Source organism: Nocardiopsis codii (genome assembly GCF_036327455.1).
Taxonomy (GTDB): domain Bacteria; phylum Actinomycetota; class Actinomycetes; order Streptosporangiales; family Streptosporangiaceae; genus Nocardiopsis; species Nocardiopsis codii.
The window spans coordinates 66,882-81,825 of record NZ_JAUZMY010000001.1; the positions used below are offsets into that span (position 1 = coordinate 66,882).

Consider the following 14,944-nt stretch of genomic DNA (forward strand, 5'->3'; position numbering starts at 1 on the left):
GGCTCGGAGCCGCACCGCTCAGGCGTGGCGGCCGGCGGCCGGTGCCCGGGGCGTGCTCCACGGCGAGGGGGTCTGTTTGGCGGCGAAGTGGTCGCCCCCCTTGCTCTGGACGTCGTCCGTCCCCCAGTCCTCGTCCCTGCCGACCGTGCGCAGGTGGGGGATGTGCTTGCGGCAGTGGATGTAGGCCTCCTCGATGTGGACCATCGTCCACAGCATCGCCCGCTGTCCGGGCACCTCCGGCACGGGCAGGCCGCGGACGTGGCCCCGCAGCTTCTCGTCCTCCAGGAGACGGGCCCGGCCGTTGACGTGCAGGCCGATCCGTTCGCGCTGGAAGTCGAGGAACATCAGGCCGATGTGCGGGTTCTCCATGATGTTCCCGGCGCTGGCGAACACCCCGTTCCCGCGGTACTCGGGGTAGACCAGGGTCTGCTCGTCGACGACGTGGACGAACCCGGGCGGCCCGGCCCGGAAGCTGGAGTCGCACTCGCCCTTGCTGTCCGAGGTGGCGATGAACAGCATCTCCTGGCGGGCGATGAACTCGCTCATCCTGGGGTTGAGCCGGTCCAGCATCTGGTCCCGGTAGAAGCGGTCGGCCCGCTCTGTCGTGCCCGTGACCGTCTGGACGTAGCGCTCGCCCTCGGTACCCGGTGTACGGCTCTGGTCGGTCTCACTCATCACAATGGACTTTCGACGGGATACGGGACAGGGGATGGGGTGGCCCGGCGATCGAACGGGGTCAGCGCGTCGGCTGGGAGGCGCCGTAGGGCCCCGGGCTGTCGTACGAGTGCTGGGCCCCGGACGGGCGCTGCTCGCCGTACGGACCCGGGCTGTCGTACGAGCGCCCGGACCCGGAGGAGCGCTGCTCCCCCGACGGGCGCGGGGCGTCGTAGGAGTGCCGGGCCCCGGAGGAGCGCTGCTCCCCCGACGGGCGCGGGCTGTCGTACGAGTGCCGGGCCCCGGACGAACGCCGGTCTCCGGACGGGCGCTGGTCTCCGTACGCCCTCGTGTCGCCGGTCGCGGGCCGCGCGCCCGACTCCCGGGCCATGGCCTCCTCGGCGCCCGCGAGCATGGTGGCGGTGATCCACTCGTAGACCAGCACCCACGCGGAGCTCATGGAGGACGACCAGGTCGGCGACACCTCGCTGACCGCGCGGACGAGGGCGCGGCCCACGAAGGGGTAGTGCTCGGGCTTGACGCCGAGCTCCCGGTAGTGTCGGCCTCCGAGCTCCCTGAGGAACTGCGCGACCTGGTCCGGCGCGTCGAGGTAGCGGACGACCTCCACGAGAGCGTCGGCCATGCGCCTCTGCTGCGGCCGGATGTCGTCGGGGAACATGGCCCGGACATCGGGGGCCATGACGAAGAGGTTCGCGTAGAAGCACTCGGAGAGCCGGGTCGAGCCCGCGGGCAGGCTCGCGCACGACTCGCGGACCGCCTCGATGACCGAGGCGTTGGGCAGGGGGACTTCGGTGATACGACGGGGTTGCAAGGGCGGTTCCAGGTGTTCGGGTGGTGGGGGCGCTGCAGGACGGTGTCCCTTCCCCCGGTCCGCGCGGTCGGCGCGTGTTCCGGTGGGGACTGGGACCTCGGGGATGCCTCACTGCGGCCCGACCACGGTTCCGGGCGAACGCGGACCGATCGGTACTCACTTGTTCTCGGGATGTGCCCCCGGGTACGGACGGATCAGGCGGTTCGGAGACCGCCTTGCCGCTGGGGTCGCACCGTGACGGGGCCGGAACGGAGGTGGTGTTCCGGGGTTGTCGGCACGTGTGCCACCCCCGGCCGCACCACGACGGTCCGTCGGGAGTGCCGGGGGCCGACCGTGCGCGCCGCCCCGGTCCGGGGCTGGAGGACGCGACGGGTGTCGGACAGGATCGAGATTGCGGGATCCCTCAACGCTGCCTAGCCTTTTCCGGTCTCAGGTCTCCCCTGGGAGCCGGGGCGGTCCCGGAGACCATGTGTCGAGGGAGGCAGGGGGGCGAAAATTCGCATACCTAACCCTCTGTACTGGTATGTGTCGTGCACTGTAACAGACGTGCCCGCACGTCACACACTTACTGATGCGTACCTCACGTCCCCTACGCCCCCGTATCTCCTCCGGGCAGCGCAGGAACGCGACGACCTCGCAGGGTGACGGGCACACGCGGAACGGCGCCCCCGGCGGCCTCCCGTCCGGTCCGCGAAACCGGGCGGGAAACGTCCCCCGGTCATGGCATCCTCGTTGTATGCCTGCACCCGCCCCGCTCACGATCATCGTCGGCGACGAGGAGCTCCTCGTCGACCGGGCGGTCGCCGCCGTCGTGGCCGCGGCCCGCGAGAACGACCCCGGCGTGGACGTCCACGACCTGGTGCCCTCCCAGGTGACCGTGAACACGGTCGTGGAGGTCACCTCCCCCTCCCTGTTCGGCGACCGGCGGGTGGTGGTGCTGCGCTCCTCCCAGGACCTCGTCAAGGACCTGGCCGCGACCGTCACCGACTACCTGAAGGACCCCGCCGACGACGTCAACCTGGTGCTCACGCACGCGGGCGGCAACAAGGGCAAGGCGTTGTTGCAGGCCGCGGTCAAGGCGGGCGCCCAGCGGGTGGAGTGCAAGGGGCCGACGAAGGGCCCCGAGAGGGTGGCGTTCGTCAAGGGCGAGTTCTCCTCCGCCGGTCGGCAGATCACCCCGGACGCCGCCCAGGCGCTGGTGGACGCGGTGGGCACCGACCTGCGGGAGATCGCGGCGGCGTGTACGCAGCTGGTGGCCGACACCGAGGGCCGGGTGGACGCGGCGGCGGTGGCCCGCTACCACTCCGGCAAGGCGGAGGCCTCGGGATTCAGCGTGGCTGACCGCGCCGTCGAGGGGCGGTTGCCCGAGGCGTTGGAGCAGTTGCGCTGGTCGCTGGCGGTGGGTACCGCCCCGGTGCTGATCAACAGCGCCCTGGCCGGAGCGGTGCGCGGTATCGCCGTCGCCGCCCAGCCTCCGCGCGGGATGTCCGAGGCCGATCTGGCCAAGCGGGCCAAGGTGCCGCCGTGGAAGCTGCGCACCCTGCGCCAGCAGGCCCGCGGCTGGAGCGCCGCGGGGGTCACGCGGGCGATGGCGGTGGTCGCCGAGACCGACGCGCTCATCAAGGGCGCCGGACGCGATCCGGAGTACGCGCTGGAGCGCGCCGTCATCGAGATCGCCCGTGCCCGGGGAACGCGCTGACCGGATTCGTTCCGCCCGGCCGGTGACGGCCGACGCGGGGAGGAGGCGGGCCGGCGCGGTCCGGGCCGCGACGGCGACCGGGGTCCCCGCCCGGCGGGAACGCTCACGTGTGGGGGCGTCAGCGGATGGTCTTGCCGCCCTGCCAGACACGCAGGGTGTTCAGCCCCATCGACCAGGCGAACGCGCCCTCGTGGTCGGCGTCCCACTGGACCAGGTCGGCCAGGCTGCCCGGTGCGAGCATCCCCCGGTCGCTGAGTCCCAGGGAGTGGGCGCTGCCCACGGTGGCGGCGTGCAGCGCCTCGTGCACGGTCATCTCGAACATGGAGATGGCCAGGGAGATCACCAGCGGCATCGACGTGGTCCCGGACAGGCCCGGGTTGTGGTCGGTTCCCAGGCCGATCGGCACCCCGTGGTCGAGCAGGGACCGCACGGGAGGGGTGCGGCGCTCGTGCAGGGACGTGGTCGGGCAGGCCACCACCGGGGTGCGGGTGGTGGCCAGTGCGAGGATGTCCTGGTCGTCGGTCTCGTGCAGCAGGTCCACCGACGAGCAGCCGAGCTCGGTGGCCATCCGCACCGCGCCGTGGCGGGGGCGGGAACAGGCGTGCAGGGTGGTGCGCAGCCCCACGGACTGGCCCACGCCCAGCAGCATCCGGGCGTCCTCGGTGGTGAACTGCTGGTTGTCGCAGTACACGTCCACACCGTCGGCACCGGCCAGGGCGGCGTCGCTGAGCCACGAGGCCGCGGTCGCCACGTAGTCCTTGGGGCGGCCGAAGAATTCGGGGGGCACCCCGTGCGCGGGGAAGAAGGTCACGTGCAGCCGCGGCATCCCGGGCTCCTCCTCCAGGGAGCGCAGCAGGCGCACGTCGGCCAGTTCGCCGTCCCGGGTGAGGTGGTAGCCGGTCTTGGCCTCGACCGTGGTGCTCCCGGTCAGCACCCAGTGCCGGAGCCGTTCGCGGACCGCGTTGCACAGGGTCCACGGGTCGGTCCCGCGGGTGATGGTGACGGTGGTGGACACGCCCCCGCCCGCGGCGAAGATGTCGCCCTTGGAGGCGCCCTTCGCCCACATGTTGACCTCGGCGTAGCGGTCGCCCGCGTAGACCGGGTGGCAGTGGGCGTCGACCAGCCCGGGGGTGATGAGACCGCCGCCGATGTTGATGACGTCGTCGACGTCGGTGAGGTCGTCCACCACGCCGGGGATGCGCTGGGGCAGCTCGGCGGCGGGCCCGACCCAGGCCACGCGGTCCTCGTCCATCAGGAGCGCGGCCTTGGTGAGCATCTCGTTCCCGGTCCACAGCCGACCGATGTTGCTGAGGAGTACTACCGTCATGGGGTTTTCCGCCCTCGCCGGTCAGTTCCGCCCACGCGGGTGCGCAACACGGTCGTGGGATGCACGGGCGGACATAACGACCTCGTATCTGGAACGATCCGACAGAGCCGGTGGGGGGCGGCCGTGGGGCCGCCGCGGTGCCGTGGCAGTGGAGAGGAGTCGGCTGTCGGGGGGACAGCGGCCACTGTCGGCCAGTGCTCCAAAACCGTAGTCCATCCGCGGACTCCGTGTACACCTCTCCTGAAGGACGAATGCGAGCGTGGCGGAGTAAATCTCGCGAGTGAACTGCGTGATGAGGGCCACCGGCCCTCCCCGATCCCGGTTTCGTACGCCGGGACACGGCCCACGACGCACGCAACCGGGGCACCCCCGTTCGGGGGTGCCCCGGTTGCGGCCGGTGGCCGGCGCGGCCCTCGGGGCCGCTCCGTGCTCAGGCCCTGCTGGGCGCGTACTCGTTGAGCTTCGCCGCGAGCAGCTCGGGGACGAAGGCGTGGATCGCCGTGCCGTCTCCGGTGTGCTCCTCGCTGATGATGCGTCCCTCCTGGTGCACCTTGGCGATGAGGTCGCCCCGCGTGTACGGCACGAGCGCGTTGACCTCGTGCGCTAGTTCGGGCAGCGCCTCGGCGAGCGCAGCGACCAGTTCGGGCACGCCCTCGCCGGTGCGGGCCGAGACCTCGACCATGGTCGGGTAGCGGGTGCGCAGCACCTTGAGCACGTCCGGGTCGGCGGCGTCCACCTTGTTGACCACGATGAGCTCGGGCACGTCTCCGGCCTCGATGTCGGCGAAGACCTCGTGGACCGCGCGGATCTGGCTCTCGGGGTCGGGGTGCGACCCGTCGATCACGTGCAGGATCAGGTCGGAGTCGGCGACTTCCTCCAGGGTGGAGCGGAACGCCTCCACCAGCTGGTGCGGCAGGTGCCGGACGAATCCGACGGTGTCGCTGAGGGTGAAGCCGCGGCCGTCGGGCGTGCGCGCCTGGCGGACGGTCGGGTCCAGGGTGGCGAACAGGGCGTTCTCCACCAGGACCCCGGCTCCCGTCAGCCGGTTGAGCAGGCTCGACTTGCCCGCGTTGGTGTACCCGGCGATGGCCACGGACGGCACCTCGCGGGTGCGCCGGACGTCGCGCTTGACGTCGCGCGCGGTGCGCATGTGGGCGAGCTGACGGCGCAGCTTGGCCATCTTGTCGTTGATGCGCCGACGGTCGGTCTCGATCTTGGTCTCACCGGGACCGCGTGTGCCCACGCCGCCGCCCGCACCGCCGCCGGAACCGCCGGCCTGCCGGGAGAGCGAGTCGCCCCAGCCGCGCAGTCGGGGCAGCAGGTAGCTGAGCTGGGCCAGTTCGACCTGGGCCTTGCCCTCGCTGCTGCTGGCGTGCTGGGCGAAGATGTCCAGGATCAGTGCGGTGCGGTCGACCACCTTGACCTTGACGACGTCCTCGAGCTGGCGCAGCTGGCCGGGGGTGAGCTCCCCGTCGCAGATGACGGTGTCGGCGCCGGTCGCCTCGACGATGTCGCGCAGCTCGGCAGCCTTGCCCTTGCCGACGTAGGTCGCCGGGTCGGGCTTGGAGCGGCGCTGGGTGAGGCCTTCGAGGACGAGCGCCCCGGCGGTCTCGGACAGTGCCGCGAGTTCGGTGAGCGAGTTGTCGGCGTCGGTCTGGTTGCCGCTGGTCCACACGCCGATGAGGACGACGCGTTCCAGCCGCAGTGCGCGGTACTCGACCTCGGTGATGTCGGTGAGTTCGGTGGAGAGCCCCTGCACGCGACGGAGCGCGTGGCGTTCGGCCAGTTCCATCTCACCCTGGTCGGGGGTGTTCCTCGGACCGTCATGGCGGTCGCCGTCGGCCTCGGCCCTACGGGTCGCGTCGGTTCCGTCGACCCCGTCCCCGATGGTGATCGCCTCGCGGAACGCGTCCTCGCCTGCGGCCTCGTGGCCGTGCTCGGAGCTTCCGCGGGTGTCAGCTGTATTCATATCCCTCCAGGTGGGTCAACGCGGCCGCCGCCGTGATTCTTCCCGTGAGCGGGCCCGCGGTGGGTGCCCTGTCGATGGTGGCACTTCGCCGCCGCCGGGGCATCTGAATTATCGCAGGCCAGGTGACAGGCGACACTGCGCCTTTCGGAGCGGTGCGCAGTGGACCGGTTACCCTCCGTCGATACTGACCGAAGAAGTTCGGAACTTCCAGGCGGAATTTTCCGGAAGCTTCACATCGCGGGAAAGTTTCCGATCATGTGCCCGGGCAGCGACGTTGACCGCGCGGCGGCGCTGACGGTAGCGTCGTTTTCCACATACCAAAAGCATATTTCGTATTGCGGAAGGTTTCCATGGGCGCCACGCACGGGGTCGAGATCACCGGCCCCCTCCACGACCGGTTCGACGAGATCCTCACGGATGAGGCCCTCGCCCTCGTCGCCGAACTCCACCGCACCTTCGAGGGACGCCGCCAGGAGCTCCTCGCCGCGCGCAGGACCCGCGAGGAGCAGATCTCCGCGGGGACCGACCTCGACTTCCTCCCCGAGACCAAGCACATCCGCGAGGACGACAGCTGGCAGGTCGCCCCGCCCGCCCCGGGCATCACGGACCGCCGGGTCGAGATCACCGGCCCCACCGACCGCAAGATGACCATCAACGCGCTCAACTCCGGCGCGAAGGTGTGGCTGGCCGACTTCGAGGACGCCAACACCCCGCTGTGGGAGAACATGATCGGCGGGCAGCTCAACCTGCGTGACGCCCTCGACCGGCAGATCGACTTCACCTCCCCGCAGGGCAAGACCTACGCCCTGAAGGAGGACGGCGAGCTCGCGACCATCGTCGTGCGCCCGCGCGGCTGGCACCTGGACGAGAAGCACATCCTCGTCGACGGCCGGCGGGTGAGCGGCGGCATCGTCGACTTCGCGCTCTACTTCCTCCACAGCGCCGAGCGGCAGATCGCCAAGGGCAAGGGCCCGTACTTCTACCTGCCCAAGATGCAGAGCCACCTGGAGGCGCGGCTCTGGAACGACATCTTCGTCCTGGCCCAGGAGCGTTCGGGCATCCCGCGCGGCACCATCCGCGCCACCTGCCTGATCGAGACCATCCCGGCCGCGTTCGAGATGGAGGAGATCCTCTACGAGCTGCGCGAGCACTCCGCCGGCCTCAACGCCGGCCGCTGGGACTACCTGTTCAGCATCATCAAGACGCACCGCACCCGTGGCCGCCGCTTCCTGCTGCCCGAGCGCAACGCCGTGACCATGACCGCGCCGTTCATGCGCGCGTACACCGAGCTGCTGGTCAAGACCTGCCACAAGCGCGGCGCCCACGCCATCGGCGGCATGGCCGCGTTCATCCCGTCCCGCAGGGACGCCGAGGTGAACGAGGTCGCCTTCGCCAAGGTCCGCGACGACAAGTCCCGCGAGTCCGGCGACGGGTTCGACGGTTCGTGGGTGGCCCACCCGGACCTGGTCCCGGTCGCCATGGAGATCTTCGACGGCGTCCTCGGCGAACGTCCGAACCAGATCGACAAGAAGCGCCCCGAGGTCGAGGCGACCTCGGCGGACCTGCTCTCCGTCGACCGGACTCCGGGCGGCGTCACCCTCGCCGGCCTGAGCGGCAACATCAACGTCGCCCTCCAGTACCTGGCGGCCTGGATGGGCGGCAACGGCGCGGTGGCCATCCACAACCTGATGGAGGACGCCGCGACCGCCGAGATCTCCCGGTCCCAGATCTGGCAGTGGCTGCACAACGACGTCACCCTCGACGGCGGGGAGAAGGTCACCGCCGAACTGGTCAGGCGGCTCATCGACGAGGAGCTCGCGACCATCCGGGAGTCCCAGGGGGAGGCGTTCGACGAGGGCCTCTACCAGCAGGCCAAGGAGCTGTTCTCCGAGGTCGCCCTCGCCGACGACTACGTGGACTTCCTGACGCTGCCGGCCTACGAGCGCATGCCGTAGCCCGAAGCTGATTCCATAAACCGGAAGAGAGTTTCCACTGCACCCCTTGCTCCGGCAGGGGGTGCAGTCGTACGTTCCCCTTGCGAGGTCGCAGCCGGGGAAGGCGATCCCGGACCCGCTTCGGAACAGCCCGGGAGGCGCCATGTCCGAGACCGCACCCGCGACGCGGATCCCGGCGGCACTGGCCGCCCTGGTCCCCCGGCTACGGGAGATCTGCGGTGAGGACGGCGTCCTGACCGACACCTCCCGGCGCCGCACCTTCGAGAGCGACGGGCTCACCCACCACCGGTCCGTCCCCGGCGTCGTCGTGCTCCCCACCACCGCCGACCAGGTCGCCGCCGTCGTCCGGCTCTGCGCCGACCGCGGCGTCCCCTTCGTGCCGCGCGGGGCCGGCACCGGGCTCTCCGCGGGGGCGCTCCCCCACGCCGAGGGCGTCCTGATCGTCACCTCGAGGATGCGCCGCATCATCGAGATCGACGTCGCGAACGAGTGCGCCGTCGTCGAGCCCGGGGTGGCCAACCTCGACGTCACCCGCGCCGCGGCCCCCTACGGCTACTACTACGCGCCCGACCCGTCCAGCCAGCAGGTGTGCTCGGTGGGCGGCAACGTCGCCGAGAACTCCGGCGGCGCCCACTGCCTCAAGTACGGGTTCACCGTCAACCACGTGCGCGGCCTCGACATCGTCACTCCCTCCGGTGAGCTCGTCCGCCTCGGCGGCCGGAGCCCCGACGCGCCCGGCTACGACCTCATCGGCGCGTTCGTCGGTTCCGAGGGCACCCTCGGCATCGCCACCCGCATCACCGTCAACCTGACCCGCGCCCCGGAGAAGACCGTGACCCTGCTGTCCGCGTTCGCGTCGATGGACGCGGGCGGCCGGGCGGTCAGCTCCATCATCTCCGCCGGGGTGCTGCCCTCCGCCATCGAGATGATGGACGCGCTCGCCATCGAGGCCGCCGAACGCGCCGTGGCCTGCGGCTACCCCGAGGGTGCGGCGGCGGTGCTGGTCGTGGAGCTGGACGGCCCGGCCGAGGAGGTCGACGCCCAGCTCGTCGAGGTCACCCGGCTGTGCGGTGACGCGGGCTCCTTCGAGACCCGGGCCGCCAGCGGCGCCGAGGAGCGCGCCCGCATCTGGAAGGGCCGCAAGTCGGCGTTCGCCGCCGTGGGCAGGATCAGCCCCGCCTACATCGTCCAGGACGGCGTCGTCCCCCGCACCGCCCTGCCCGAGGTGCTGCGCCGCATCACCGAGCTGTCGGAGTCCAGCGGCATCCGCGTCGCCAACGTCTTCCACGCCGGTGACGGCAACCTCCACCCCCTCGTCCTGTTCGACGACTCCGAGCCCGGCGCGGGAGACCGTGCGGAGGAGGTCTCCGGGGCCATCCTCGACCTGTGCATCGAACACGGCGGCTCCATCACCGGCGAACACGGCGTCGGCGTGGACAAGGCGTGCAAGATGCCGCGCATGTACGGGCCGGACGACCTCGCGACGTTCGACCTCTTCCGCCGGTCCTTCGACCCCGACGGCATCGCCAACCCGGACAAGCTGCTCCCCACGCCCCGCCTGTGCGGCGAACGGCCGGGTGTCCGCAGGGGCGTGCACCCGCTCGTGGAGTCGGGGCGGGCCGAACAGTTCTGAGCGACGGCCCCGACAACGAGGGAGAGCACGTGACACCCGCCGAGATGCCGGACGTCGCGGGGTGCGCCCTGCGGAGGGGGGCCTCCGACGACGCCGTGGGGGCGATCGTCCCCGACCACGTGGCGCGGCCCGACGACACCGGCGCGCTCGGCCGGGTCATGGCGGCGGCCGAGAGGCACGGACTGACCGTCGTCGCGCGCGGCAACGGCACCGCCATGGACTGGGGCGGCGTCCCGCGCGGCGCGTCCCTGCTCGTCGACACCGCCGGCCTGTCCTGGATCGACCACATCGCGGGCGACCTCGTCGTCGAGGCGGGCGCGGGCACCCCCGTCGCCGACCTCTTCGCCGTGCTGGAAACCGCCGGGCAGCGCCTGTCCGTGGACCCCGTCCGCGAGGGCGGCACCGTCGGCGGCATGGTCGCCACGGGGGTGTGCGGCCCGCGCCGCCTGCTCACGGGCGCTCTGCGCGACCTGGTCATCGGCATGACCGTCGTACGCGCCGACGGGGTGGTGGCGCGCAGCGGCGGCCGGGTGGTCAAGAACGTGGCTGGGTACGACCTGGCCAAGCTGCACACCGGGGGCTTCGGCACCCTCGGCGTGATCGCGTCGGTGGCCTTCCGCCTGCACCCGCTGCCACCCGCCGTGCGCGTGGTGACCGCCCCCCTGGCCTCACGCGAGCACGCGGAGCGGATCACGGCCGCCCTGCGCGCGACCACGGTCGTCCCCGCGGCGGTGGAGCTCCACTGGCCCTCCCGTCTCCCTCCACCACCCTCAACCGACGCCTCCGGCGCAGCCCAACCCTCCCGTCTCCCTCCACCACCCTCAACCGACGCCTCCGGCGCAGCCCAACCCACCCGTCTCCCTCCACCACCCTCAACCGACGCCTCCGGCACCCCCAGCACCCCGAGCACCGCCGGCACCGACCGTCCCCACGACGTCCGGGGCCCACTGCTGCAGGTGGTGCTGGAGGGGACGCCAGAGGGGCTGGACGCCCGGACCGCCACGGTGCTCGCAGTGCTCAGCGGCACAGGCCCGCGGGACGGCTCCGTCCCGGACGCGCCCAGGGTCGACCGGGACCTGCCGACGGGTTGGGGGCTGCTCCCGGCAGGAGGCACCGTCGCCCGCGTGACCGTCCCCCCGGCCGAGTCGGTGGCCGCCGCCGAGGCCCTGGGAGCCGTGGCAGGGACCGTGCACGGAGCCGACGCCCGGATCTCCGGTTCGGTGCCCCGAGGGGCCCTCTTCGCCGCGTTCGCCCCGGGCACGCCCGCCGACGCCGTGGCCGGTGTGCTGGCCGAGGCCCGTTCCCGCCCCGGCTGGTCGGCGACCCTGCTGCGCGCGGAACCGCACGTCCACGCCGCCGGGGTGGACCCGTGGGGCGAGATCCCCGGCCTGCCGCTGATGCGGGCCGTCAGGGACGCCTTCGACCCCGGCCGCCGCCTGGCCCCCGGGCGTTTCGCCGACGGCGCCTGAACCGGCGCCCGCACCTTCCGAGAACCTGAGGGAGAGCCCGTGACCGACCACCCGACCGACACCCCGCGCGAACGCGACCAGGTGTTCGGCGACCTGTTGAACGAGTGCGTCCACTGCGGTTTCTGCCTTCCCACCTGCCCCACGAACGTGCTCTGGGGACAGGAGATGGACTCCCCGCGCGGCCGCATCCACCTGATGTCCCAGATGCACACCGAGGACGTCCTCACGCCCACGGCGGTCGGTCACTTCGACAACTGCCTGGGATGCCTGGCGTGCGTCTCGTCGTGCCCGTCCGGCGTGGCCTACGACGCCCTCATCGAGCACACGCGGCAGAGGGTGGAGGAGGAGCACGAACGCCCGCCGGGCGAGCGGGTCCTGCGGGGAGCCGTCTTCTCCCTGTTCCCCTACCGGCGCAGGCTGCGCCTCATGCGGGGACCGCTGCGCGCCTACCAGGCCACGGGGGTGTCCTCCCTGGTCCGCCGCTCGGGGCTCCTGGAACGGATCTCCCCGGCCCTCGCCACCATGGAGCGCATCTCACCGCCGCTGTCGTCGCCCCCTCCCCCGCTCCCCTCCCTGGTTCCCGCCGTCGGAAGGGCGCGCGCCCGGGTGGGCATGCTCGTCGGGTGCGTCCAGGGGGCGTTCTTCCCCGAGGTCAACACCGCGACCGCGCGCGTGCTGGCCCTGGAGGGCTGCGACGTCGTGATCCCCCGTTCGCAGGGGTGCTGCGGGGCCCTCTCCGGGCACTCCGGGCGCTTGGAGGAGTCCGCCGGTTTCGCCCGGCGCCTCGTCGAGGTGTTCGAGCGGGCGGGCGTCGACCGGATCGTGGTCAACTCCGCCGGATGCGGCTCCAGCATGAAGCACTTCGACCGCACCCTGGCCGAGGCGGGCGCGGACGACGCGTGGGTGCGGCGGGCGCGTGACCTGTCCGCGAAGGTCGTGGACCTCACCGAGTTCCTGGTGGACCTGGGGCCGAAGGCCGAGCGCCATCCCCTGCCGCTGCACGTCGCCTACCACGACGCGTGCCACCTCTCCCACGGCCAGGGGATCACCCGGGCGCCCCGCGCGCTCCTCGCGGGCGTCCCGGGACTGCGCGTGTCCGACCTGCCGGACAAGGAGATCTGCTGCGGTTCAGCGGGCGTGTACAACCTGCTCCGACCGGAGGCCGCCCGGGAGCTCGGCGACCGCAAGGGCGAGGGCGTGGCCTCCACCGGGGCCGACGTGCTGGTGTCGGGCAACCCCGGATGCTCACTCCAGATCGCGTCCGCGATGGAGCGCGCGGGGACACCGGTCGCGGTCACCCACACCGCCCGGGTGCTCGACGCGTCACTGCGCGGGCTCACCGTCGACCGGTTGCTGGGGCGCTGACCCGGGGCCGGAGTCGTCCACAGGTACCGGCCGGGGCTGCCCCCACCGGCTCTTCGATGGTTTCCTGGAAACAGGGGGGTTCCCTCCCCCGCGCGCTGTGACGTGCCCCGGGACGCCCGCGCCCCCGGGGCCACCCGCACGCCCCGGGGCGCCCGCCTCCGCCGCCCGCTGCTCCGACCCGCACCGTCTCGCGTGACCCACATCACGATCATCCGCGCGGTTTTTTCCTCTCCCCCTCGAACAACGGCCGCCCCGCCGACACAAGAGGGTGACAGAGAGGAGTTGCCGATGGCGAGAATCCACGACGGCGACCCGCCCGGACACGCGGAGTTCAACGCGGTGTTCGAGAAGCACTACGACGCGGTGTACAACTACGCGCGCCGCCGGGTCGGCCCCGACCTGGCCGACGACGTCGCCTCCGAGGCGTTCGTCGTCGCATGGCGGCGGCGGGACAGGGTGCCCACGGACCGGGAACTCCCCTGGCTGTACGCCTGCGCCCGCCGCATCACCCTCGCGGCGCTGCGCGACGTCCGGAAGCGGGGCGAGGTCCCCGTTCCCCCGGACGAGCTCTGGCGGGACTCCCAGGACGACACCGAGCAGGTCATCCGCCGCGAGACCGCGCTCACCGCGCTGGCCGGGCTCTCCGACACCGACCGCGAGCTCGTGATGCTCGTGACCTGGGAGGGCTTGAGCAGCCGCGAGGCGGCCCGGGTGGTGGGCTGTGCGCCCGTGACCGCCCGGGGGCGCCTCCACCGCGCCCGCAGACGACTTCAGGCGCTCCTGGACGACACCGCCCAGGCCGCCCCGGACACCCCTGACAGAGAGGACGCGTCGTGGACGACGTCAACGCGCTTCGCTCGCTCCTGAACGACACCGACCCCCGCGCCGGGCGAACGACCGACTTCTCCGACCGCCAGCGCGCCCGTACGAAGGCCATCGCCATGCTCGACACCGCTCCCGCCCAGCGCCCCCTGTGGCGCCGGATCCCCGTTCTCGCCGGCGCCGCCGGGTTCGTCGCCGCCACCACCGCCGCCGTCCTGGTGATCGGCACCGCGGGCGGCGGGCCGGCGGGGATCCCCGCCGCGTACGCGGCGCCGCCGGAACCCATCGACGTCACCTCCGGCACGCCCGAACCCGGCGCCGACAGGCTGCTCGCCCTCGCGGAGACGGCCGGGACCGGCGGCGAGGCCCCCGGCGACGGCGACGTCGCCCATGTCTCCTCGACCGGGCAGGAGCTGTTCACCGTCACCAGCTTCGCCGGTGAGGAGCCCAGTGACGACGACCTGCACAGTGCGGGCTTCATCCCCTACGACTGGCAGTACTGGCAGGGCCCCGGGGGCGACATCCGGGAGCTCCGCACGGCGGGAGAGGCCGAGGACACCCGCGGCGACGTCGAGGACCACCGGGAGTTCCTCGACAACCGGTCCGACGACTACGAGAGCACCATTCACGAGAGCCTCGTCCTCCCGCGGGACCTTCCCACCGACGCGGACTCCATGACGCAGGCCCTCCTCGGCTGGGGGGAGGGCGAGGTCCCCCCGGCCGACAGCCCCGAAGCGGACGCGGCCGTCATCAACGCCCTGAACCACCTCTACGACAACCGTCCGCTCGACGGCGACGAGCTGGCCGCCACCCTGCGCGTCCTCGCCGGGTTCTCCGGCGTCGAGTACGCCGGACCGACCCAGGACCCCATCGCCCGCGACGGCGAAATCTTCCAGGTCCGGGTGGAGGAGGCCACGCAGACCAACGAGTACCGCTACGTCCTCGACACCGACACCGGCGCCGTGCTCTACCGCGACGTCACCCTGCTCGAGGAGGAGCCCGGCGAGTCCTCCCTGGAGCAGCACGGCCTCGAACTCCCGGTGACCGTGTCCTACCGGACCTACGTCTGGTCGGGTTGGGTTCCGGAGATCGGTGACCGCCCCTGACCCGGGCCCCGTGTCCGGCTCCGGTGAGGGGCCGCACGTGAACCAGGCGGTGCCCGGTCCGGCGCGCGGACCGGGCACCGCCGTGTCCGGGTTCGGAGGCGGTCCGCTCCGGA

The 14,944-nt window shown here is 72.2% G+C and carries 11 protein-coding genes; 7 read left to right on the forward strand and 4 right to left on the reverse strand.

Annotation, left to right across the window (positions count from 1 at the left end):
• Positions 1-18 precede the first annotated feature (18 nt).
• Both Q8791_RS00280 and Q8791_RS00285 read right to left on the reverse strand, forming a co-directional pair.
• Positions 19-675, reverse strand: coding sequence for a pyridoxamine 5'-phosphate oxidase family protein (locus Q8791_RS00280; protein ID WP_330089492.1), 657 nt, complete (start codon positions 673-675; stop codon positions 19-21).
• Positions 676-736: 61 nt separating this feature from the next.
• The gene (locus Q8791_RS00285; RefSeq protein ID WP_330089493.1) at positions 737-1,486 is read right to left on the reverse strand and encodes a globin domain-containing protein; all 750 of its coding nucleotides are present in this window, start codon (positions 1,484-1,486) and stop codon (positions 737-739) included.
• Between the two features lie 736 nt (positions 1,487-2,222).
• On the opposite strand from Q8791_RS00285, the gene holA reads away from it, so the two are divergent.
• Positions 2,223-3,185, forward strand: coding sequence for a DNA polymerase III subunit delta (gene holA / locus Q8791_RS00290; RefSeq protein WP_330089494.1), 963 nt, complete (start codon positions 2,223-2,225; stop codon positions 3,183-3,185).
• Positions 3,186-3,303: 118 nt separating this feature from the next.
• On the opposite strand, the gene Q8791_RS00295 is transcribed toward holA, so the two are convergent.
• Both Q8791_RS00295 and hflX read right to left on the reverse strand, forming a co-directional pair.
• Positions 3,304-4,512: an amidohydrolase family protein gene (locus tag Q8791_RS00295; protein ID WP_330089495.1), complete on the reverse strand. Its 1,209-nt coding sequence runs from the start codon at positions 4,510-4,512 to the stop codon at positions 3,304-3,306.
• Between the two features lie 430 nt (positions 4,513-4,942).
• On the reverse strand, positions 4,943-6,481 hold the full coding sequence (gene hflX, locus Q8791_RS00300; protein ID WP_330089496.1) for a GTPase HflX: 1,539 nt from the start codon (positions 6,479-6,481) through the stop codon (positions 4,943-4,945).
• 350 nt (positions 6,482-6,831) lie between these two features.
• Between hflX and aceB the strand changes: the two genes are divergently transcribed.
• The 6 genes from aceB to Q8791_RS00330 all read left to right on the forward strand — a co-directional run bounded on the left by aceB (position 6,832) and on the right by Q8791_RS00330 (position 14,831).
• Complete coding sequence (gene aceB, locus Q8791_RS00305) at positions 6,832-8,436, forward strand: malate synthase A (protein ID WP_330089497.1); 1,605 nt, start codon at positions 6,832-6,834, stop codon at positions 8,434-8,436.
• Positions 8,437-8,578: 142 nt separating this feature from the next.
• Entirely contained in the window at positions 8,579-10,069 is a 1,491-nt protein-coding gene (locus Q8791_RS00310; protein ID WP_330089498.1) for an FAD-linked oxidase C-terminal domain-containing protein, read from the forward strand.
• 44 nt (positions 10,070-10,113) lie between these two features.
• Positions 10,114-11,538 carry an FAD-binding oxidoreductase gene (locus Q8791_RS00315; protein ID WP_330089781.1) on the forward strand — a complete coding sequence of 475 codons (1,425 nt, stop codon included), beginning with the start codon at positions 10,114-10,116 and terminating at the stop codon, positions 11,536-11,538.
• A 39-nt stretch (positions 11,539-11,577) separates the two neighbouring features.
• On the forward strand, positions 11,578-12,903 hold the full coding sequence (locus tag Q8791_RS00320) for a (Fe-S)-binding protein (RefSeq protein ID WP_330089499.1): 1,326 nt from the start codon (positions 11,578-11,580) through the stop codon (positions 12,901-12,903).
• 288 nt (positions 12,904-13,191) lie between these two features.
• Positions 13,192-13,770 carry an RNA polymerase sigma factor gene (locus tag Q8791_RS00325; protein WP_330089500.1) on the forward strand — a complete coding sequence of 193 codons (579 nt, stop codon included), beginning with the start codon at positions 13,192-13,194 and terminating at the stop codon, positions 13,768-13,770.
• Positions 13,737-14,831 (forward strand): CU044_5270 family protein, encoded by a 1,095-nt coding sequence (locus Q8791_RS00330; RefSeq protein WP_330089501.1) that lies wholly within the window; start codon positions 13,737-13,739, stop codon positions 14,829-14,831. Before Q8791_RS00325 ends, Q8791_RS00330 begins: the two co-directional genes overlap by 34 nt.
• Positions 14,832-14,944: the final 113 nt, after the last annotated feature.

What these genes read in the sequence shown, in the direction of transcription:
- Q8791_RS00280 (WP_330089492.1), bottom strand. Translation starts at nt 675, where the DNA reads ATGAGTGAGACCGACCAGAGCCGTACACCGGGTACCGAGGGCGAGCGC.
- Q8791_RS00325 (WP_330089500.1), top strand. Translation starts at nt 13,192, where the DNA reads ATGGCGAGAATCCACGACGGCGACCCGCCCGGACACGCGGAGTTCAAC.
- Q8791_RS00295 (WP_330089495.1), bottom strand. Translation starts at nt 4,512, where the DNA reads ATGACGGTAGTACTCCTCAGCAACATCGGTCGGCTGTGGACCGGGAAC.
- aceB (WP_330089497.1), top strand. Translation starts at nt 6,832, where the DNA reads ATGGGCGCCACGCACGGGGTCGAGATCACCGGCCCCCTCCACGACCGG.
- hflX (WP_330089496.1), bottom strand. Translation starts at nt 6,481, where the DNA reads ATGAATACAGCTGACACCCGCGGAAGCTCCGAGCACGGCCACGAGGCC.
- Q8791_RS00310 (WP_330089498.1), top strand. Translation starts at nt 8,579, where the DNA reads ATGTCCGAGACCGCACCCGCGACGCGGATCCCGGCGGCACTGGCCGCC.
- holA (WP_330089494.1), top strand. Translation starts at nt 2,223, where the DNA reads ATGCCTGCACCCGCCCCGCTCACGATCATCGTCGGCGACGAGGAGCTC.
- Q8791_RS00315 (WP_330089781.1), top strand. Translation starts at nt 10,114, where the DNA reads ATGCCGGACGTCGCGGGGTGCGCCCTGCGGAGGGGGGCCTCCGACGAC.